Genomic DNA, 19,617 nt, shown 5'->3' with positions numbered 1-19,617 from the left:
ATGAGCATGTCCTCCGCGCAAGCGACCCCGAATCGTCCCGCCATGCTTGACGTCAAGCCGGTGCTTGACGCCGTCGATGCCGCGCTCGGCTCAGCCCAGCGTCCGGTCGAACTGCATGAGCCGCGGTTCGGGGGTCGCGAGCGCGAGCTGGTGCTCGACTGCATCGACACCAACTGGGTGTCGTCGGCCGGCAAATACGTCACACGTTTCGAGGAAATGGTGGCGGAGGCGACCGGCTCGCGCCACGCGGTTGCGATCGTCAACGGCACCGCGGCGCTGCATGCGGCGTTGGTGCTGGAGGGCGTCGAGCCTGACGACGAGGTGCTGCTGCCTTCGATCACCTTCGTCGCCACCGCCAACGCCATCAGCCATGCCGGCGCGGTGCCTCACTTCGTCGACTCGACCTGGGACACGCTGGGGCTCGACCCGCGTGCGCTCGAGGCCCATCTCGATGCAATCGCCGTGCAGCAGAACGGCGCCTGGGTGAACAGGCACACGGGGCGCCGGCTTCGCGCCGTCGTGCCCGTGCACATTTTCGGGCATCCCGTCGACATGGCTGCGCTCGGCGCGGTTGCGGCCCGCTACGGCCTCGTCATCGTCGAGGATGCGACCGAGTCGCTGGGCTCGCGCCTGAACGGCAAGGGCTGTGGCACGTTCGGCCATTCCGCGGTGCTGAGCTTCAATGGCAACAAGATCGTCACGACGGGCGGCGGCGGCATGATCGTGACCGACGACGAGGCGCATGCCCGCCACGCCCGGCATCTCACGTCGACGGCAAAGAAGGCCCACGCCTGGGCGTTCGAGCATGACGAGATCGCGTACAACTACCGCCTGCCCAACATCAATGCCGCGCTCGGCTGCGCGCAGATGGAGCGGCTGGGGGGAATGGTCGCGGCCAAGCGTGTCCTCGCTCAGCGCTATCTCGATGCCTTCCGTGATTTTCCCTCGGCGCGCATCTATCGCGAGCCGAAGGGGTCCGAGAGCAATTATTGGCTCAATACGCTGGTGCTCGACCGCGACTATGCCCCCGAGCGCGACCGCTTGCTTCAGGCCCTGCACGGCCACGGCATTCGTGCACGCCCGCTGTGGACGCCGATGCACCTGTTGCCGATGTACCGCGACTGTCCGCGCGCGGCGCTCCCCGTGGCCGAGGACATGAATACCCGCTGCATCAACTTGCCGAGCAGTCCGTTCCTGGCGGAAAGCGCGAACGAGCGCTGATGCCCCGGATCGTTTTCTTCACGATTCACAGCACGACGGCCTGGTGGAAGTACCTGGCCTCGCGCATGGAGTTTGCCGACGCCGTCGTGCTCAGCGATCTGCGCGAGGACGGCGACCATTCGCTGGTCGACGACTTCTATCGCTTCGTCGACAGGGGCGATGCCGCTGCCGCGGCATTCGACCGGTTCGGCCAGGACGGATGTGCCGATATCATCCTGCGCTGTCGCGTGCTCAGGAGCCTCGATCGCGATGTCGCGCTCAGGATGATCGGCGGCATGACGCAGGCGATCGAGCAGGCTTTTGACAAGCTTGCCCCCGAGCTGGTCATGACATTCACCATCGACCGCTACGTCATGGACGTGATGGAGCGCATCGCGCGGCGGCGTGGCATCGACTTCCTGGAGATGACGACCTCGATCATCCCGGATCAGGTCATGCTGATGCGCCGGGGAAAGCCGGTCTGGTTGCGCGAGCCGTCCGCGGAGGACATCGCCGCGGCCGTCGGCCAGCTCTGCAGGGAGGATTTCGCGCCGGCCTATGTGCGTGACGCCAAGCGTTTTTCGCTCGCCAGGTTCTGGCGGATCTTCGGCTACTATGCACTGCGCGGGGCCTACTTCAACATCTGGCGGTTCATCAAGCGCGATCGCTACAATTGCCACTATCTCGACGCACTGAAGCGGCTGAAGCACAAGGTGCGTATGCGCGACGTCGCCGTGGTCGGGTTGCTCGATCACGGCTGGGACAAGCGGCTCGCCGGAGTCGAGCGCGAGCGCCGGGTATTCGTCGGGCTTCAGCTCTTCCCCGAAGCTTCGATGGACTACTGGCTCGAATCGCAGGGTATGCTCGCGCATGACGACGTGCTGGTGCGCTATTGCGAGGTGCTCGGCCGTGCAGGCTACCGCATCTTCGTCAAGGACCATCCGCTGCAATTCGGTTTTCGTCAGCGCGAGCTGTTGGAGCGCCTGGCGAAGCTGCCGGCCGTTGTGCTGGTGCCTTACGACGTGCCTGCGAATCTGCTGATCGGGAAGTGCGCGGTGTCGGTCACGTTCACCGGTACCATCGGCTTCCAGGCGGCGCTCGCCGGGTTGATTTCCGTCGCGACCGAGCCTTACTACGCAACCGAGCAGCACTTCCTGCATGTCCGCGACACAAGCGAGATCGACGGTCTCGCCGAGCGGCTTGCAAAATGGCAACCGCCTGACGATCTCGCCGCGACGCGTCGCGCAATCATGCGGCACCTGGCGTCGATCAGCGTCGAGGGCGACTATTTCGGCTGGCGCAAGTTCGATCCCGAGAACGAAGCCGTGCGGGCTTCAGTCGAGCCGCTGGCACGCTCGTTGAACGCGCACCTGCCGCAATTCATGAAGTCCTGCAAGGCCGTCGCTTGACGATCCCGCGGGGAACGCACTTGCAACCGATGTCGTCGTCCGGCGGAGATGGAAACAGCGCGATGCGACTTCGTCTGCTTGATCTCGTGACGCGTCCGGCGGTTGCCGGCACGGTCGCGGCGCTGGTGCTGCGCGCGCTGACGCTGGCGAGCCGCTTTCTGCTGTCGTTGCTGCTGGCGCGCATGTTGTCGCCAGCGGAAATGGGACAGTACGGCCTCTTGACCGCGACGCTGGCCTTCGCGCTGCTCGCAGTCGGTCTGGAGTTCTACTCCTACACCTTGCGCGAACTGGTGCCGGCCACGCCTGAGCGGCGCGCGCGCATCATCGCCGACCAGATGGTGCTTGGCACGGCCGCGCTCGTGGCGGTCGGCATCGTGGTTGCCGTCGCGATCGCCGCGGGCTCCTTTCCGGCGCGTCTGGCGCCGTGGTTCATCCTGATCCTCGTCACCGAACACGTCTCGCTGGAGGCGACGCGGATCCTGATCATCACCTGGCGGCCGGTGAGGGCCTATATCGGCGTGTTCCTGCGCGGCGGGATCTGGGTGTATGCGATCGCCGTTCTGATGTTCGCGGCGCCCTCGACGCGGACGTTGGAAACAGTGATGGTCTGGTGGGCGCTCGGTGGTATGGCGGCGATTGCCTTTTCTGCGTTCTCGCTCTCCGAATTGCCGTGGCGCGAACTCGGGGGATACCGGCCGGACCTCAAGAACATCCGGCAGGGCCTCTGGATCGCGCGTCCCTTCATGCTGACGGCCGGGGGAGCGCTGGTCATTTCCTATGTCGATCGCTTCGTCATCGACGCCTTCGTCGGCCGCGATGCGCTCGGCATCTACACGTTCTATTCCACGATCCTGATCGGCCTGCTGTCACTGGGCGCCTCGGTGTCGCACCAGTTCCTGCCGAAGGTTATTGCGGGCTATACGGCGGGCAGGGATGCCTATCGCACGGCGCTGCGCTCGTTCTTCTGGTCCATGCTGGCACTCGTCTGTGCCACGATGATCCTGTCGGCCTTTGCGATGAGGCCCATGCTCGCGCTGCTCGGGCTGTCGACTTACGCAGCGAGCATCGGTGTGTTTTACGCCATGCTGCCAGGAATATTCCTGCGCATGCTGGCGGATGTTCCCTCCTATGCGCTCTATTCGGCGCGGTCGGATAAGTATCTTCTGATCTGCAATCTCGGTTCCGCCGCGGTATCGACGGTGCTTAACGTGACGATGATCCCCGTACTCGGCATCTACGGTGCGGCGCTTGCCGGCGGAATCGCCAGCGCGGCGCTGTTCGTGTCCCTGACCGGCTTTGCCGTCCACAGGATGCGCGAGAGCTTCAGGGAACCCGCCGCAACCGAGACGGTCGGCCTTCCCACCGATCCAGACATGCTCTACCCCTGAGGGCGGTTCATAGGTAAACGTCAAGACAATCTCACGTCTTAACCCGAGGGGCGCTTCTTGGACGGCAAATTGCAGCAGCGGCTGCTTCCGTTGGTCGGCGCTCTCGCGTCGCCCGCGATTCTGATGACCGTAATCTGGTTCGGGGCGCTTTTCGCTGTCGCCGTCGGGCCGATCGACTATCCGGGACAGCCGTCGATGGCAGTGCTGACCGTGGTTGCGATCGGGCTGGCGGTCTTCTTGCTGTCCTATCGGGGCGGCAAGCTAGCCTTCGATCGCTGGTTCGCAGGCCACGACCGTTCCCCGCCGGCCTCTGCACGACTGCTCAACAACGTCACCTTAGCCGCGTCGCTGTTCGGCATCGTCGGCATCGCGCTGGTGGCGCTTGACCGCACGTTCCTCAGCGGCGTGAGCAATTCCAGCTATGCCGAACTGCTCCGTTGTGCGCCTGGGCTCGTCGACACGGTTGCGATCAGACGCACGCCGCTGCTCTATGGCGGTTACGTGATGTTCTCGTTTGGCTTCGCCTCCCTCGTGCTGTTCTTGCTCAGGGGAGAGGAGATCAGGGGATGGGCAGCGGCATTGGCGCAACTATCCATCATCTCGCCGGTCGGTTATGCGCTGCTTTATTCCGGACGCATGCCGATCCTGTTCGTTCTCGTCTTGGTCGCGATGGCGATGCTGGTGCGCCTCGCACAGGGACGAACGCTTCTGCCGCGGGGCCATTATCTCCTGCCCAAGACCGTGATCGCCGTGGGCGTGTTCGCGGTCTATTCGAGCGCGATCTGGTCCAGCCGGCAGAACTTCTGCATCCTGATGTCGCCCCTGATCGCCGAATTGCAGCAGGAGACAAACCAGCTCGACACGGCCGCGGCAGCCGGCGCGCCCGCGGCATCAAGCAAAGCCCACCGCTCCAGGCCCGCGGAGGCGATCACCGCAGCCGAGCTCAACAAGCGCGTCGCTGAGACGAAGGCGGTACCGTCACAGGCCACCGGTACGACCTCGATGGAAGCCGTTCTGGCCACGATGCTCGATGCCTGGAACGTCAAGCCGCGCGGCTATGTTGCGTCGGCGATCCAATCTAGCCGTGTGTCGGCGCGCAGCGCGATGATTGGGTTGAGCACGTATTTTTATCTGACACACGGCGTGCGAACGGTCGATATCGTCTGGAAGTCGCGCGACAAGTTCACGCCCCAATGGGGCGTTTACGAGATCGGCGCGCTGTCGCCTTTGCTGCGGATATTCTTCCCGGAGAGCGATCAGGTCGCAATCATGGAGGCCGAACTGCGGGAAGCGCTGATCTATGGCTTCTTTCCGAGCGTCTGGGCCGCCGCCTTCATCGATTTCGGCCTTGTCGGCGCGATCGTCTACGTCGTGATCTGGGGAGGGGTGGCCGGCTGGAGCACGGCAGGAAGCCGGCACTCCGGTCTGATGACGCCGCTGCTGCTGCTCGTGTTCGCGCTCGCCAGCGTCCTGCTCAGTCCGGTTCAGGGACCTCTCGGCGTGGCCAATTCGGCCCTGGTGCTGGTGTCGATGGTGGCGACCGGGCTGGTGCTGGATCTCGCCAGGCTGCGCGCGAAGGCACCACAGGAAGCCGGCGGAGTCGGGCTTAACAGGCCGGCGACTTGATCTCAGCGCGCGGAGATGTTGCGCAGCCAGGCAACGGTTGCTGCGACGCCTTGCTCCATATCGCACGGAAGCGGGCCGCAGACCGCGGCGGTCTGTGCCAGATCGAACTGATACTGCGTGAGCACGTTGTTCAGGCGAAACGAGTTGAACGGAAACCGCTTCAATCCCATCGCGTTCACGGCGTCGCCGCAAAGCGCCAGCGTGTGGGCGACGCCGGTCGGCAGATGCGGGATCGGACGCGAACCGAAGGCGCGTTGGAATGCGTCGCTCCACGCGATCAGATCGATCGGCGTGTAGTCGGCGAGATAGAACGTCCGGCGGTGGATCTGCTCCGCCGGAACGCTCAGCAGACGCCAATACTGGAAGGCGATGTTTTCGATATAGCTGTAGGACTTCCAGAGCGGGTCGTGCCCGACATGGAAATAGTGGCCGCGCTCGATCATGTGCAGGAAGCGCTGGTAGTGCGCGCTCATGCCGGGGCCCCAGACGGTCGTGGGGCGCACCAGGCACCATTCGCGCTCTGCGCCGTCGGCGCTGCGGACGATCTCCTCGGTCCGCACCTTGCTCTTTCCGTAGAGCGTGTCGGCCTTGTAGTCGGTGTCGCTGGTCGGCACATAGCCGACGCGGCAGACGAGCTGCGACGAGGTCCAGATCGCTCGCCGCACCGACGGCGTGCGCCGCACGGCCTCGACCAGGTTTTCGACGCCCTCGATATTGGCGGTGTAGCCGGCAAGGTCGGTCTTCTCGTCGAGGTCGATGCGGGCGGCGAGATGAACCACCCCATCGGGTGCGGCGCCGGTGACGGCTTTCGTCAGGCCGCCGGCATCGAGGATATCGCACACGATATCGGTGGTCTCGGCCGGAACCTTGTCGAGCCCCACGACCTCGCAATGCTCGGCGCGCAGTCGCCGCACCAATGCCTGGCCGATGAAGCCGGAGCTTCCGGTCACGAGTACTTTCATGCTGATGTCGCTGTCTTTGCCGACGGGGCGGTCGCTTGACCGGCTTGCCGGGCTGATCTACCAAACCGACCAGTCGATTGCAAACTGTCGCAAATTCATTGTGAGCAGGGGCATTTTGCGATCGCGATCCTCCACCTCGGCTTCTGCCCAACCGGCGCTCGCTTCATGAAGGCATTCGTCTCTGCCGCGTTTCAGGCCATCAATAACGTCCTGGAACCGATCGGCCTGCGCCTGATGCGTACCAACGCGCCGGTCAGGAATTTCAGTCTGTTCTTCAAGCATCTGAAGTCGCTCGGCTTCAATGTGAAGACGGTGGTCGACGTCGGCGTCGCATTCGGCACGTCGCCGATCTATGATGCATTCCCGCGCGCCAAATACTTCTTGGTCGAGCCGGTGGCGGAATGCCGAACGCTGCTGGAGCAGCTCAAGCAACGGCTCAACGCCGAGTATTTCCTGGTCGCGGCCGGTGCCGAGAACGGCGAGATCACCTTCAACGTCCATGACGACATCTCGGGCTCCAGCATCTTCGCACAGGTCGAGGGCAAGGCGCTCGACGGCGAGGCGCGCAAGACGCCGATGCGCCGGCTCGACTCGCTGTTGCCGGAGACGCTCGAGCACCCGGTGTTCCTCAAGGTCGATACGCAGGGCGCCGAGATCGAGGTGTTGAAGGGGCTCGGCACGCGGATCAGCGAGATCGATCTCATGATCCTCGAAACCACCATGATGCCCATGCGGCATGGCATTCCGCAATTCGCCGACGTCGTGCGCTTCTGCGACGACGCCGGCTTTGCAGTCTACGACGTGCTGGAAGGGCATATGCGCTCGCTCGACGGCGCGCTTGCCCAGATCGATCTTGCTTTCATCCGCAAGGACAGCCCGCTGCGCAGCCAGGCGGCTTATTTCAGCCCCGAGCAGCTTGGCGAATATCTCAAGCGTCCGAGCAAGCTGCAGCGGCAAGCTTGACGTCAGATTTCCGCGAGCAGGATGAACAGGCAGCGGCGCTCGCCCTTGTTGACCATGCCGCCGCGATGCATGCCGTTGCCGTCGAACAGCACGCAATTGCCGTAGTTCGAGGTCGCGGCGAAGTGGCCCTCGCGCAGGCGCGCCACGTCGGGCGAATTGTCCGGCAGGTCGCCGCCGAAGTCGGCCTTCTTGCGCAGGAAAGCCGGCAAGGCCATGAACTTCTTGCGCGCGTCCGGCCGGCGGCCGGAGAAGCCGGAGAAATCGTTGGTGCGGCGGATCATGCCCTCGAACCAGCCGATCTTCGCGTTTTGGCTGCCGCGGATGTAGCAGAACGGGCCGCCATCCGGGCCGATGTCATGGACGTAAATCGCGCATTTCAGCATGCCGTAGGTGGCATCGATGTGCAGATAGCTGCCCCAGGGGTCGGCAAGCTGCGTATCCGGGAACACACGCTTCCAGAATGCTAGATCTTGATCGTTAATCTGCGCATTGACGTGCTTCACGCCGGCGGGGCGGCCCAGATAGGCGCTTGCCGCTTCCATGATGCCGTAGCGCTTGAAGATGGACTCGACGGTCGCGAACGCCTGCGGATCGGCGGAGCGCGTGCACCAGTAGACGTTGTCGTCGAACTTACGCTTCTCCGGCGAAATGTTGGCGCGGCGCTCGTCGAGCTTGGCGAAGCCCGGATTTGTCACGTTGCGGATCTGCTCGATCTCGTCGGGTGTGAGGTTCAGGCAGACGATGCCGTCGGATTTGATCTTGTTGAGCAGCGCCGGGTTCACCGGCTTCGCAGGACGGCGCGTACCGGTCAGCCAGCTGATCGCGCGGCTCGCACGGATTCTCGCGAACATCGAGACGTAGCGCAGCGCTGTCCGCGCATTGAGACCGCTGAAACCAGCCTCCTTGGTGAGCAGCGGCATGTTGTCGTAATCGACGATGCGACGAATGGTGACGAAGGCGAAAGTGCGCGCAAAAACGTTCAGGGCATAAAGCCGCTCACGCAAGGTGGGCTTCGGGAACATGCCGCCATAAGCCGGGTGCGCATCATAGTCGATCGCAGGAATCGTGTTGCCGCGATAGGGCGGAATCGGAAGTTCACCGATCTCGACGGCGCGGGTCGCCGGCGTCACGTCGGAAAGTGATTCGATCGTCGTCATGTCGCGTTCTCCCGGAACGAGCGCCGTTCGTCTCCGGCGCGCCCCCATTTATACAGCCTGGGGTGCTGCGCAGGCAACAATGGACGGGACTTATACGGCCAATCCAGAGGGTTTCGGTGGAGGTGCTAAATCATGGAAATGCTTGGGGAAAGCGCGCCGAAGCTCGATCTTTCGAAGGGTTCCGGCAATGGCCTCTGAGGCCCCGCCGCGGCCGTAGGGCGGATCAACGCCCGGATCGGGCTGGAACCGGCCGTCGAGGACACGTTGGAGACTTGCGAGAACGGCAGCCGAATCGGCCGGGCAGTCGATGATTGAGGCGGCGCGCAGCCGGCCCTTCTGGCGGTCGCCGATGTTGATTGAGGGCACGCCGACGGCCGGCGCCTCCAGGATACCGCTGGAGGAATTGCCAACCACGGCATCGGCGAGCCGCAGTGCAGCCCAGTAGCGTTCACTGCCGAGTGAGGCGAAAAGGTGAGCGCGTCCGGGTCGCGCCGCGACAAAAGCCGAGATCGCGTCATCGATCGCGCGATATCCAGGATCGGCGTTGACGCCGGTGAAGATGATGCTGCGGTCCTCGACCTCGGCGAGCGCGCCAAGGGTCGCGGCAAGATTTGCGGCGTCCGCCTCGGGCTGCGCGGTGGTCGGGTGCAGCGTCACCAGCAGGAAGCGCTCCGGACCGCCGATGCCGAGCTTTGCGAACAGCTCGGCGCGGGTCAGTGTCGGCGTGCTGTCCGCCAGATCGAGGCCCGGCGCGCCGACGTTGAAAACAAAATCGGACTGCTCGCCCATCTGGATCACGCGCTGGCGATAAGGCTCTGCCGCAACGAAATGCAAGCAGGCCATTTTCGTGATGGCGTGCCGGATCGCATCGTCGAATGCACCGGCGGTGATCTCGCCGCCATGAATATGAGCGATCGGAATATTGAGCAAAGTTGCCGCGACCGCGGCGGCCAACACCTCGTAACGATCGCCCAGCACAACAAGGATGTCGGGGGCGAGCTTCGGCAGCACCTCGGCAAATCCGGTTACGCCGATGCCGGTGCCGCGCGCTACAGACTCGGCGCGGTCGTCGGCGAGCGCGAGATCGACTTTCGCGGCGATCTGAAAACCGTCAGCCTCGATCGCCCGCCAGGTTTCGCCGAAGCGCGGCACCAGATGCATCCCGCAGGCGATGATGCTCAGCGCGACGTCGTCGGCCGCCTTTAGCCGCGTCAGGATGCCCCGCAGCAATCCGTAATCGGCGCGCGAGCCCGTGACGACAGCGATGCGGCGGCGTGCGCTCATGTTCGCTGCTGCCACCGCGAAGCATCGAGCATCCCGTGCTCGATGACGTAGGAGGCATAGGCGAGGTCGGCCGCACTCTCGATCTCGATGGAATGCATGCGATCCATCATGATGCCGTAACTCGCGGACGGATCGGCGTAGATCTTGCGATGCCTGCGCATCGCGTCCCAGCCGACCAGGTAGAGTGCGCCGTTCATGGTGACTTCGACGGCCTGATCCTGCCGTCGCTGCGCCGTCGTGGTCAGCATTTTCTCGACGATGCCTCCGATGGAGCCGTCCTTGCCGAGCGTCCCGACGAAGATCGAGGAGACCTCGGTCTCGCGCATGCCGACCACGAGGCTCGCTTTGCGCGCGGCGAAAAGGTCGACGGCCTCGTCAAAATGCGCCGGCGTGGCGAAGGGCGAGGAGGGTTCCAGCAGCATGATCGCGTCGTAGCGCCGCTTCTCGTGCGTCTCGATCCAGTCCATCGCGTGCAGCACCACGTCGTTGGAGGAGGCGGTATCGGTCGCAAGCTCGGCCGGCCGCTCGAACAGCACCTCGGCACCATGCCGCTCGGCCTCGGTCCTGATCTCGGCGCTGTCGCTGGAAACGATCAGGCGCGAGCAGTAGCGGGACTGCCGCGCAGAGATTGCCTTGTAACCGGTCAGGCTGAGGCCGCCGATCTCGCGCAGATTCTTGCCGGGCAGACCCTTCGATCCACCGCGGCCGACCAGCAGGAACAATATCTCAGGCGTTTGCGTCATTGGCTCTCGATGATCCGGCTTCTGTGTCCTTGCGAATCGGCATGATTCGTCGTCCAGCGGGACACCCGCGGGGCCTTTGGACACGCCGCGAGCCGCCCGCCTGCGTTGCTTTTACCAGCGTGCTCGACTAAGACAACCGCTTGATTGGCGGGCGATTTCGCTGCGCCGCGCGACGAAACCCCATGCACCGCCGAACCCTGATCATTGCTGAAGCTGGCGTCAACCACAACGGCGACCGCGCGCGCGCGCTGGCGCTGGTGGAGGCAGCTGCGCGGGCCGGGGCCGACGTGGTCAAGTTTCAGTCGTTCCGCGCCGACAAGCTCGCGACAGCCGAGGCCGCGAAGGCGAGCTACCAGCAGGCGACGACCGGGAAGGCACAGTCGCAGCTCGACATGCTTCGTGCGCTCGAGCTCAGCACTGACGACGAGGTCCAGATCGCGGCGGCCTGCGCGGCCGCTGGGATCACCTACATGTCGACGCCGTTCGACGCAGACAGCGCCACCCATCTGGTCCGCCAGGTCGGGGTTTCAACGTTGAAGGTCGGTTCAGGCGACCTGACCAATGCGCCGTTGCTGCTGCATCTGGCGCGCTTCCGCCTGCCGATCATTCTGTCCACCGGCATGGGGACACTTGCCGAAGTGGAGCAGGCGCTCGGCGTCGTTGCCTTCGGCTATCTCCGCGATGCATCGGCGCGGCCGACGCCTGCGGATTTCGCAAATCTCCTGCTGGATCGCGCGACCTGGACAGAGTTGCGCGCAAAGGTCACGCTGCTGCATTGTACGACCGAATATCCGGCTGATCCGCAATCGATCAATCTGCGCGCGATGGCGATGCTAAACGGTGCGTTTGGCCTGCCTGTCGGCTTCTCCGACCACAGCCGCGGTATCCACATCGCGTCGGCTGCGGTGGCGCTGGGTGCAACCGTGATCGAAAAACATCTGACGCTCGATCGCAATTTGCCGGGGCCCGACCACCGGGCCTCGATCGAGCCGGACGAGATGGCGGCAATGATCGCCGCGATCCGCGACGTCGAGACAGCGCTGGGAGATGGTCGCAAGGTGCCGGCGCCGGAGGAGATTCCAAACCGCGTGGTGGCACGCCGCAGCCTCGTTGTGCTCCAGCCGGTGCGCGCCGGGGAACGCTTCACGGAAGGCAATCTTGGCGTCAAGCGCCCGGGCAGCGGTATTCCGCCGATCGAATATTGGAGCTATCTCGGCAAGACCGCCCAGCGCGACTACGCGGCCAATGAGGCGCTGGAGCCATGAGTCTGATCGTGCTTTGCGCCGGCGGTCACGCCCGTGTCGTCATCGAGGCGTTGCTGAGCCGCGGCATACGTCCGATAGCCGCGGCCGACGCCGCGCGCATCGGCGAGGTTATTGGCGGCGTCCGGATCACGGTATCGGACGACGACGTCCTGAAAATGTCCGCTGATGAGATCGAGCTCGCCAATGGTCTCGGCAACCGCGCCTCGCGCCGCAATTCCGGATTGTCCGACCGGCGCGCCCTGTTTGAGCGGTTCGCCGGGCCGGGCTACAGATTTCCGGTGATTGCGCATGCTTCCGCCGTAATCGCCTCCGATGTACAATTTGGCGACGGCGCGCAAGTGATGGCCGGTGCCGTGATCCAGCCCGCGGTGCGCATCGGACGGAACGCCCTGATCAATACGCGCGCAGTGGTCGAGCACGATTGCATCGTGGGCGATCACGCGCATGTTGCTCCGGGGGCGGTGCTGTGCGGGGGCGTGTCGGTAGGCGAGAGCGTTCATATCGGCGCCGGCGCCGTGGTGCTGGGCAGCATCAAGGTGGATGCCGGAGCCGTCGTTGCCGCGGGCGCGGTGGTTAGAAAGGATGTCGCGGCCGGCGGATTCGCCGGCAACGAATAGGATGAGTTTGTCATGAAGGGTGCATTCGTCGTCGGTGAAGGTACGCCATTGATCGAGACGCTGCGGCGGATCGATCAGGGCACGCTGCAACTCGCCGTCGTCGAGCGCGACGGCAGGATCGTCGGTACCGTCACGGACGGCGACGTACGGCGTGCGCTGCTGGGCGGCGTCAGCCTTGATGCTGCCGTCAGCCTCGTGATGAACCGTTCGCCGGTCACGGCCTCCGTCGGCATCTCGAATCCCGCGGCGCTCAATGTCATGCGAAAGCATTCCATCCATCAGCTTCCGCTGGTCGATGCGGAGGGACGGGTGGTCGAGGTCAAGCTGATCGACGACCTTGCGCTCGCGCAACAATCCGATCATTGGGTCGTGCTGATGGCCGGCGGCCTCGGTTCGCGGCTGAAACCACTCACGGACGACATTCCCAAACCGCTGATCCGCGTCGGCGACAAGCCGATCCTGGAGACCGTGCTCGGCGGTTTCGTGAAGGCCGGCTTTGGCAAGTTCTTCATCTCGGTCAACTACAAAGCCGATATGATCCGCGACTATTTCGGCGACGGTTCGGCCTGGGGCGTGGAGATCGACTATCTCCAGGAAAGCGAGCGGCTCGGCACTGCCGGAGCCTTGTCGCTGCTGCCGGAGCGGCCGACGCAGCCATTCTTCGTGATGAATGGCGATCTGCTGACGACGGTGAATTTCGAGCAGATGCTGAAATACCATCGCGAGCACCAGGCTTTCTCCACGGTCTGTGTGCGGGAGCATTCGGTGACCGTGCCGTTCGGCGTGATCGATTTCGACGACCATCGGCTGCTCGGCATCCGCGAAAAGCCGACGCAGAAATTCTTCGTCAATGCCGGCGTCTATCTGCTCGACCCCGGCGTGCTGGATCATCTCGATGCCAACGAGGCCGTCGACATGCCGACGCTGATCGAGCGCACCATCGCGAAGGACAAGCCTTCGGTCGTGTTTCCGCTGCGCGAGTACTGGATCGATGTCGGCCGCCTCGACGATCTGCAGCGTGCGTCCGACGAATTCCAGAGGATATTTGGATGAGCACCGAACGCTCGCTCCGCGAGATGATGTCGCTTAACGGCCGCATCGCTGTTGTCACCGGCGGCGCCGGCCACATCGGTCGCGCGATCGCGGCAGGTCTCGCCGAACTCGGCGCCGCCATCGCGCTGGTCGATATCGCGGCGTCCGCGGGCATCGAGGCCGCGGCGAAGCTCGCCGCCGATTACTCCGTCAAGGCTACGATGTTCGATTGTGATTTCGAGCAGGGCGACGCCGTAAAGGATCTGCCGCGCCGGGTGCGCGAGGTCTTCGGGGGCATCGACATCATCGTCAATTGCGCAGCCTTCGTCGGCACCAGCGGGCTCGAGGGTTGGGCGGTGCCGTTCGAACAGCAATCGGATGCGACCTGGCGCCGGGCGATCGAGGTCAACCTCACCGCGCCCTTCGTGCTGATCCAGGCCGCGGCGGAGGACCTCGCCAAATCGGGCCATGGCAGTGTGATCAATATTTCCTCGATCTACGGCCTCGCCGGGCCCGACTGGCGGCTCTACGAAGGAACGGCGCTCGGGAACCCGGCCGCCTATGCCGCGAGCAAGGGGGGGCAGATCCAGATGACGCGCTGGCTGGCGACCACGATGGCGCCAAAAGTGCGGGTCAATGCGGTCGCGCCCGGGGGGGTCTTCAGGGCCACGCCGGAGCCGTTTTTGAGCCGCTATGTGGCCCGGACGCCGCTTGCCCGCATGGCACGCGAGGACGATATGAAGGGCGCTGTGGCCTACCTTGCGAGCGACCTGGCAGCCTACGTCACGGGCCAGTGCATTGCGGTCGACGGGGGGTGGACGGCGTGGTAAGCCAGCAGCAAATCATGCAATTGCAGGAATTTCCGAAATGTTGAGCTGTAGTAAGTGCTTACTGCCGGAAACGGCAGAGGCAACATCGTTCGACGAGACCGGTTCGTGCAGCGTCTGCGCCCAGATCGAGGTCCGTGACACCCAGATCAATTGGGACGAGCGCCACGCCCAGATGATGGAACTGGTTGCGCAATACCGTGACAAGGGTCTGTACGACTGCATCGTGCCCTATTCGGGAGGCAAGGACAGCGTCTTCCAGCTCTGGTACGTCGTCAAGAAGCTCGGTCTCAAGCCGTTGGTGGTGCGCTTCGACCACTGGTTCTACCGTCCGCTGATCGAAGAGAACAACACCAGCGTGTTCAAGCAGCTTGGCGTCGACGTGCTGAACTTCACGCCGAACTGGCATGTCGTGCGTGAGCTGATGCTGGAATCGCTGAAGCGCCGTGGCGACTTCTGCTGGCACTGTCATACCGGCATCTATGCGCACACCATGCAGATCGCGATCCGCTACGAGACGCCGTTGCTGTTCTGGGGCGAGAGTCTGGCCGAATACCAGTCGTTCTATTCCTACGACGAAATGGAAGAGGTCGACGAGAAGCGCTTCAACCGCGCGATGAATCTCGGCATCACCGCCGACGACATGTACGAGTTTTTGGGGGGCCGCGTCGCCAAGCGCGACCTCTATCCCTTCGTCTACCCGCCGCGCAAGGAGTTGATGCGGATCAAGTGCCGCTCGATCTGTCTCGGCAGCTACATCAAGTGGGACACCAAGAAGCACGTCGAAATCATCAAGCGCGAGCTCGGCTGGAAAGGCCAGGAGGTCGAGGGCATTCCGCCGGAGTACGATTACGAGAAGATCGAGTGCTTCTTCCAGGGCGTGCGCGACTACCTGAAGTACATCAAGCGCGGCATGGGCCGGACCAACCATCTCGCCAATATCGACATCCGCAATAAGCGCATGACCCGCGAGCAGGGGGAAGCGCTGGTGCGCGAGTTCGACGGCAAGCGGCCGCCGAGCCTCGATCTGTTCCTCGACTATCTCCAGCTCACGGAGGAGCAGTTCCTGGGGATAGCAATCAAGCACGAGGTCAGCCCGTGGCAGTTCTCGCCGAATACGGTCGAGCCGGGTCGCCGCATGCCGGACATGGACAAGTGGAACAACACGCAGGTGCCGTGGCCGAACCATCCCGGCGTCGAGATCGGCGGCGGCAAGGGATAGGCAAAGGTTGATGGGAGGCGCGGAGACCGCGCCCGGGGGAGCAGGCGATGTCAGGCGTAGCGATCGTCGATTACGGCATCAACAATGTACGCTCGGTGAAGAACGCCGTCGAATATTGCGGCTTCGATCCGGTCGTGACCCATGACGCCGACGCGATCGCGGATGCTTCCCACGTCATCCTCCCCGGCGTCGGCGCGTTCGGCGACGCGATGAGCAACATCCGCGCCCGTGGCATCGACGAGATGCTGGAGCGCCAGGTCCGCGAGAAGGGCAAGCCTTTCCTTGCGGTGTGCCTCGGGATGCAGCTGCTCGCCAACACGTCGGAGGAACATGCCGACGACGGCGTGGCGCATCGTGGGCTCGGCTGGTTCGATGCCGACGTCTGGCGGCTGTTGCCGAACGATCCCGCTTTGAAGATCCCGCATATGGGCTGGAACATGGTGGCGAAGGAGCGTGACCATCCGATCCTCGCCAACATCCGCGAGAGCAATCTGGCGTTCTATTTCGTGCACTCCTTCGCGATGCGTTGCAGGGATGCGGGCGACGTGGTCGGCTTCGCCCAATACGGCCAACCGGTGACCGCGGTCATCGCGCGGGACAATATCGCCGCCACGCAGTTCCATCCCGAGAAGAGCCAGGACACCGGGATCGAGCTGATGAGCAATTTCCTGCGCTGGAATCCCTGAAGCCTTTGCGATGCTGAAGAAGCGCCTCATCCCGAAATTTCTGCTGCGCGACGGCAGGCTCGTCAAATATGTCCGCTTCTTCGAGAACGAGCGCGTTGCTGGCAATCCGGTGACGACGGCGAAGGTCTATAACGACTACGGGGTCGACGAGTTGATTGTGCTCGACATCGTGCCGAGCGCGGCCTCGCGCGGCCGCGTCGTCGACATCATCGAGCGGATGTCGGAAGAGATCTTCATGCCCTTCACGGTCGGCGGCGGGGTCAAGACACTCGACGACGTCAACATGCTGCTCCGTGCCGGCGCCGACAAGGTCTCGGTGAATTCGGAGGCGGTGCGGCGCCCGGAATTTCTACGCGAGGCTGCACGCACCTTCGGCGACCAGTGCATGACGGTGTCGATCGACTACAAGAGGATCAGTCCCAATCACGCCAGCGTATTCATCGACGGCGGCCGCGAGCATGCCGCGCTCGATCCGCTCGAATGGGCGCAGCGCTGCGAGGACCTGCATTGTGGCGAGGTGCTCCTCGGCTCGATCGATCGCGACGGCACCATGAGCGGTTACGACCTCGAACTGATCCACAAGGCGGCAAGCGTCCTGAGCGTGCCGCTGATCGTCTCAGGCGGCTGCGGTTCGCTCCAGCATGCGATCGACGCGCTCGAGGCCGGAGCGTCGGCGGTAGCGATCTCCTCGATGTTCCTCTTTACTGACCACAGCCCGATCAAGCTGCGCAGTCATCTGTTCTCGCGCGGTCTGGACGTGCGCGCCAGCTTCTCGAGCAGGAATTAGGACGATGCAGCTTTCGCTGGCCCGTACCGATCTTGTCCACTATGTGCGAAAGCAGTTCGAGAACTTGTTTCCTGATGGCGCACACCTCGGCGATCTCCCGAAATTCGTTGAGCTTGCGCTCGGCCGGATCGATCATTGCTTTTCGCGGGTGCGGCTGAAGGGATTCTTTGCGAACGGCGAGGCGCGATTCTCGCACTGCCACTCCGACCAGTACGCGATCTTCCTTTACTATCTCGCCAATTCGGCCTTTCGCGAACGGCCCGGCCACCCCATCGCGGACAAGGCCTACGCCTTGAACAAGGCGCTGCACGCGCTTGACGCGTTCTACGAGGTCGAACTTCCCGACGTGTTTGCGGTCCAGCATCCGGTGGGCACCGTGCTCGGTCGCGCCACCTACTCGGATTACTTCATCTGCTACCACAATTGCACGGTGGGCGCGAACCTCGACATTGACTATCCCTCGTTCGGGCGCGGCATCGTGATGTATGGCGGCAGTCGCGTCATCGGCAAGACCGAAGTGGGCCAGAACTCTTTCGTCTCGACGGGCGCGATCGTAATCGACGGCGGCACGCTTGCCGCCGACAGCGTCTTGCATGGTATTTATCCGAAGGCAGCGCGCTCGCCGACGTCGCGCAACGTGGTGCGCGATATCTTCGGGGTGACGAGCTGATCAGGTCAGACGCTTGAACCCGGAGTGAGCGACGGGGCCGCGCAGCAATTGCCTGACGGCCTGCTGATCCACCGCCGTGCGCAGCTCGCGGAATACCTCGCCCACCGTTTCCAGGTAACGGTCGATATGGGCGTCGGTGTGCGACCACATCGCGTAGAACGAGCCGGTGGCGAGGATGCCGCGGTCCAGCATCATCTGCGTGAACAGCGTGCGCACCTCCTGCGCGTCGGGCAAATCGAAGGCGAAATGGCCGAGCGGCGAGATGCCGAAGACATGCAGCGGCAGGCCGGTGGCCTGTGACGCCTCGGTCCAGCCCTTCTGGATGCGCGTGCCGATCCGCATCAGATGCCGCGCGACGTTTTGCTCGCGATGCTTGCGCAAGGTGGCGAGCGCCGCGACCGGGCCGACGCGCTCGGTCCATGCCGTCGAGCTGACGAAGGTTTCCTGCGCAGCGTCCATCACCGAGGCGCGGCCGATGATCGCGGCCATCGGGAAGCCGTTGGCGATGGCCTTGGCAAACACGGCCATGTCAGGATCGACGTCATAGGCGAGATGCGCACCGCCGGAATTGATGCGGAAGCCTGAAGTCACCTCGTCGAAGATCAGTGCAGCGCCGCAGCGGTCGGCGAGCGCGCGGATACCCTTGATGAAGGCCGGTTCGGGCTCACTGGAGCGCACCGGCTCCATCACGATAGCGGCTAGCCGTTCGCCATGGGCGGCGACGATCGCCTGGATCTCGTCGAGCTTGTTGAAATGGAATGGATGCATCAGGCCGGCGAGACTACGCGGCACACCCTTGGTATCGAGGCCCGGCAGCAGATGGCCGTCGAGCGCTGTCGTCTCGCCAAGATTGGCGCTAAGATACCAGTCGTGCCAGCCGTGATAACCGCAGAACGCCACCATGTCGCGGCCGGTCGCGGCGCGCGCGATGCGAACCGCAATCGCCATGGCCTCGCCGCCGGCGCGCCCGAAGCGCACCATGTCGGCCCAGGGATGCAGCTCGACCAGGAGCTCCGCCAGCTCGATATCCTCGGCGCAATTCAAGGTCGACATCGAGCCCATGTCGATTGCCGACTTCACGGCGGCGTCGACGTCGGGATCGGCGAATCCCAGAATGGTGGCGCCAATGCCGCAATAGCTCATGTCGAGATAGGTCTTGCCGTCGAGGTCTGTGACCTCGGCGCCCTTGGCCGATTTGAAATAGGTCGGCCATTGACCGGGAAGGAACATCTCTGGACGCTTCGATAGCAACTGGGTGCCGCCGGGCATAACGGCACGGGCACGCTCGTAGAGCGCTCGAGCGGAATTAGACATTGCGCTTCTCCAATACGGTCGTGCGATCTAGATCGATACCTCAAAGCGACACCGGCTTGCAAGGAGCTCTGGTGCCTTAGCAGAAGGGGCGCGTTGCAACGTTAAGGTGCCGCAAGCCGGGCAGGTGAAGCGCGGCTCAAGATCCGATAGCCGCAGTCGTCAGACGATCCATCTGCGCTCAGGACCGCGTCGTGGCCGCAGCGATAGTCGGCGCTGTTAGCGAGGACGTCGCGCTCGTCCATTGCGCGCATCTGCCGAGAGTGATCCTCACCGGGCAACCGTCAGCGCGTGCCTGCCGGAGTCGAGTTGAGATCATCGCGTCATCGACGACTCGCGATCTCGTCGGCGGAAAGTTGATAGTTCCCCGGCAATCCAATAGCGCATCAATGCGGATGCTGAGGCCCACTCACGGGCAGTGGTTCATCTCGCGAAGCTCGACCGCGAACCTCGGACGGCGGGCCGACG

At 63.8% G+C, this 19,617-nt stretch carries 18 protein-coding genes; 13 read left to right on the top strand and 5 right to left on the bottom strand.

Annotation, left to right across the window (positions count from 1 at the left end; translation table 11 throughout):
• From IVA75_RS15385 to IVA75_RS15370, 4 genes are all read left to right on the top strand, one after another.
• Complete coding sequence (locus IVA75_RS15385; protein ID WP_247290306.1) at positions 1-1,221, top strand: LegC family aminotransferase; 1,221 nt, start codon at positions 1-3, stop codon at positions 1,219-1,221.
• On the top strand, positions 1,221-2,609 hold the full coding sequence (locus IVA75_RS15380; RefSeq protein ID WP_247290304.1) for a hypothetical protein: 1,389 nt from the start codon (positions 1,221-1,223) through the stop codon (positions 2,607-2,609). The genes IVA75_RS15385 and IVA75_RS15380 overlap by 1 nt, the downstream gene beginning before the upstream one ends.
• Positions 2,610-2,671: 62 nt before the next feature.
• The gene (locus tag IVA75_RS15375; RefSeq protein WP_247290302.1) at positions 2,672-3,997 is read left to right on the top strand and encodes a polysaccharide biosynthesis C-terminal domain-containing protein; all 1,326 of its coding nucleotides are present in this window, start codon (positions 2,672-2,674) and stop codon (positions 3,995-3,997) included.
• Between the two features lie 57 nt (positions 3,998-4,054).
• Complete coding sequence (locus IVA75_RS15370) at positions 4,055-5,623, top strand: hypothetical protein (RefSeq protein WP_247290300.1); 1,569 nt, start codon at positions 4,055-4,057, stop codon at positions 5,621-5,623.
• A gap of 2 nt (positions 5,624-5,625) precedes the next feature.
• On the opposite strand, the gene IVA75_RS15365 is transcribed toward IVA75_RS15370, so the two are convergent.
• Positions 5,626-6,585 (bottom strand): NAD(P)-dependent oxidoreductase, encoded by a 960-nt coding sequence (locus IVA75_RS15365; protein WP_247290298.1) that lies wholly within the window; start codon positions 6,583-6,585, stop codon positions 5,626-5,628.
• 165 nt (positions 6,586-6,750) lie between these two features.
• On the opposite strand from IVA75_RS15365, the gene IVA75_RS15360 reads away from it, so the two are divergent.
• On the top strand, positions 6,751-7,548 hold the full coding sequence (locus IVA75_RS15360; RefSeq protein ID WP_247290296.1) for an FkbM family methyltransferase: 798 nt from the start codon (positions 6,751-6,753) through the stop codon (positions 7,546-7,548).
• A 2-nt stretch (positions 7,549-7,550) separates the two neighbouring features.
• Here IVA75_RS15360 and IVA75_RS15355 read toward each other — a convergent pair whose 3' ends face one another.
• From IVA75_RS15355 to IVA75_RS15345, 3 genes are all read right to left on the bottom strand, one after another.
• Complete coding sequence (locus tag IVA75_RS15355) at positions 7,551-8,705, bottom strand: hypothetical protein (protein ID WP_247290294.1); 1,155 nt, start codon at positions 8,703-8,705, stop codon at positions 7,551-7,553.
• Between the two features lie 90 nt (positions 8,706-8,795).
• Positions 8,796-9,989 carry a UDP-N-acetylglucosamine 2-epimerase gene (gene neuC / locus IVA75_RS15350; RefSeq protein ID WP_247290291.1) on the bottom strand — a complete coding sequence of 398 codons (1,194 nt, stop codon included), beginning with the start codon at positions 9,987-9,989 and terminating at the stop codon, positions 8,796-8,798.
• Positions 9,986-10,732, bottom strand: coding sequence for an acylneuraminate cytidylyltransferase family protein (locus IVA75_RS15345; RefSeq protein ID WP_247290289.1), 747 nt, complete (start codon positions 10,730-10,732; stop codon positions 9,986-9,988). Before IVA75_RS15345 ends, neuC begins: the two co-directional genes overlap by 4 nt.
• A gap of 182 nt (positions 10,733-10,914) precedes the next feature.
• Here IVA75_RS15345 and neuB point away from each other — a divergent pair, with 182 nt between their 5' ends.
• From neuB to IVA75_RS15305, 8 genes are read left to right on the top strand one after another with little or no spacing between them, the layout of a single operon-like run.
• On the top strand, positions 10,915-11,997 hold the full coding sequence (gene neuB / locus IVA75_RS15340; protein WP_247290287.1) for an N-acetylneuraminate synthase: 1,083 nt from the start codon (positions 10,915-10,917) through the stop codon (positions 11,995-11,997).
• Entirely contained in the window at positions 11,994-12,614 is a 621-nt protein-coding gene (locus IVA75_RS15335) for a NeuD/PglB/VioB family sugar acetyltransferase (RefSeq protein WP_247290285.1), read from the top strand. Before neuB ends, IVA75_RS15335 begins: the two co-directional genes overlap by 4 nt.
• 12 nt (positions 12,615-12,626) lie before the next feature.
• The gene (locus IVA75_RS15330) at positions 12,627-13,667 is read left to right on the top strand and encodes a nucleotidyltransferase family protein (RefSeq protein ID WP_247290283.1); all 1,041 of its coding nucleotides are present in this window, start codon (positions 12,627-12,629) and stop codon (positions 13,665-13,667) included.
• Positions 13,664-14,476 carry an SDR family oxidoreductase gene (locus IVA75_RS15325; protein ID WP_247290281.1) on the top strand — a complete coding sequence of 271 codons (813 nt, stop codon included), beginning with the start codon at positions 13,664-13,666 and terminating at the stop codon, positions 14,474-14,476. The genes IVA75_RS15330 and IVA75_RS15325 overlap by 4 nt, the downstream gene beginning before the upstream one ends.
• A 37-nt stretch (positions 14,477-14,513) precedes the next feature.
• Positions 14,514-15,695, top strand: coding sequence for an N-acetyl sugar amidotransferase (locus IVA75_RS15320; protein ID WP_247290280.1), 1,182 nt, complete (start codon positions 14,514-14,516; stop codon positions 15,693-15,695).
• 47 nt (positions 15,696-15,742) lie between these two features.
• Complete coding sequence (hisH, locus tag IVA75_RS15315; RefSeq protein ID WP_247290278.1) at positions 15,743-16,381, top strand: imidazole glycerol phosphate synthase subunit HisH; 639 nt, start codon at positions 15,743-15,745, stop codon at positions 16,379-16,381.
• 10 nt (positions 16,382-16,391) lie between these two features.
• Positions 16,392-17,168 carry an imidazole glycerol phosphate synthase cyclase subunit gene (locus tag IVA75_RS15310; RefSeq protein ID WP_247290276.1) on the top strand — a complete coding sequence of 259 codons (777 nt, stop codon included), beginning with the start codon at positions 16,392-16,394 and terminating at the stop codon, positions 17,166-17,168.
• A gap of 4 nt (positions 17,169-17,172) precedes the next feature.
• Complete coding sequence (locus tag IVA75_RS15305; protein ID WP_247290274.1) at positions 17,173-17,838, top strand: hypothetical protein; 666 nt, start codon at positions 17,173-17,175, stop codon at positions 17,836-17,838.
• Here the strand turns inward: IVA75_RS15305 and IVA75_RS15300 are convergent, their stop codons facing one another.
• The gene (locus IVA75_RS15300; RefSeq protein WP_247290265.1) at positions 17,839-19,152 is read right to left on the bottom strand and encodes an aminotransferase class III-fold pyridoxal phosphate-dependent enzyme; all 1,314 of its coding nucleotides are present in this window, start codon (positions 19,150-19,152) and stop codon (positions 17,839-17,841) included.
• Positions 19,153-19,617: the final 465 nt, after the last annotated feature.

The organism is Bradyrhizobium sp. 134 (genome assembly GCF_023074155.1).
GTDB lineage: Bacteria > Pseudomonadota > Alphaproteobacteria > Rhizobiales > Xanthobacteraceae > Bradyrhizobium.
Note: the sequence above shows the minus strand (reverse complement) of the source record. Positions and strands in the feature narration are given on the sequence as shown.

Bases quoted from the DNA above. Each gene is read 5' to 3' on its own strand.
- IVA75_RS15365 (WP_247290298.1), bottom strand. From the start codon at position 6,585: ATGAAAGTACTCGTGACCGGAAGCTCCGGCTTCATCGGCCAGGCATTG.
- IVA75_RS15300 (WP_247290265.1), bottom strand. From the start codon at position 19,152: ATGTCTAATTCCGCTCGAGCGCTCTACGAGCGTGCCCGTGCCGTTATG.
- IVA75_RS15325 (WP_247290281.1), top strand. From the start codon at position 13,664: ATGAGCACCGAACGCTCGCTCCGCGAGATGATGTCGCTTAACGGCCGC.
- IVA75_RS15375 (WP_247290302.1), top strand. From the start codon at position 2,672: ATGCGACTTCGTCTGCTTGATCTCGTGACGCGTCCGGCGGTTGCCGGC.
- neuB (WP_247290287.1), top strand. From the start codon at position 10,915: ATGCACCGCCGAACCCTGATCATTGCTGAAGCTGGCGTCAACCACAAC.
- IVA75_RS15320 (WP_247290280.1), top strand. From the start codon at position 14,514: ATGTTGAGCTGTAGTAAGTGCTTACTGCCGGAAACGGCAGAGGCAACA.
- hisH (WP_247290278.1), top strand. From the start codon at position 15,743: ATGTCAGGCGTAGCGATCGTCGATTACGGCATCAACAATGTACGCTCG.
- IVA75_RS15385 (WP_247290306.1), top strand. From the start codon at position 1: ATGAGCATGTCCTCCGCGCAAGCGACCCCGAATCGTCCCGCCATGCTT.
- IVA75_RS15380 (WP_247290304.1), top strand. From the start codon at position 1,221: ATGCCCCGGATCGTTTTCTTCACGATTCACAGCACGACGGCCTGGTGG.
- IVA75_RS15360 (WP_247290296.1), top strand. From the start codon at position 6,751: ATGAAGGCATTCGTCTCTGCCGCGTTTCAGGCCATCAATAACGTCCTG.
- IVA75_RS15335 (WP_247290285.1), top strand. From the start codon at position 11,994: ATGAGTCTGATCGTGCTTTGCGCCGGCGGTCACGCCCGTGTCGTCATC.
- neuC (WP_247290291.1), bottom strand. From the start codon at position 9,989: ATGAGCGCACGCCGCCGCATCGCTGTCGTCACGGGCTCGCGCGCCGAT.
- IVA75_RS15330 (WP_247290283.1), top strand. From the start codon at position 12,627: ATGAAGGGTGCATTCGTCGTCGGTGAAGGTACGCCATTGATCGAGACG.
- IVA75_RS15310 (WP_247290276.1), top strand. From the start codon at position 16,392: ATGCTGAAGAAGCGCCTCATCCCGAAATTTCTGCTGCGCGACGGCAGG.
- IVA75_RS15355 (WP_247290294.1), bottom strand. From the start codon at position 8,705: ATGACGACGATCGAATCACTTTCCGACGTGACGCCGGCGACCCGCGCC.
- IVA75_RS15305 (WP_247290274.1), top strand. From the start codon at position 17,173: ATGCAGCTTTCGCTGGCCCGTACCGATCTTGTCCACTATGTGCGAAAG.
- IVA75_RS15345 (WP_247290289.1), bottom strand. From the start codon at position 10,732: ATGACGCAAACGCCTGAGATATTGTTCCTGCTGGTCGGCCGCGGTGGA.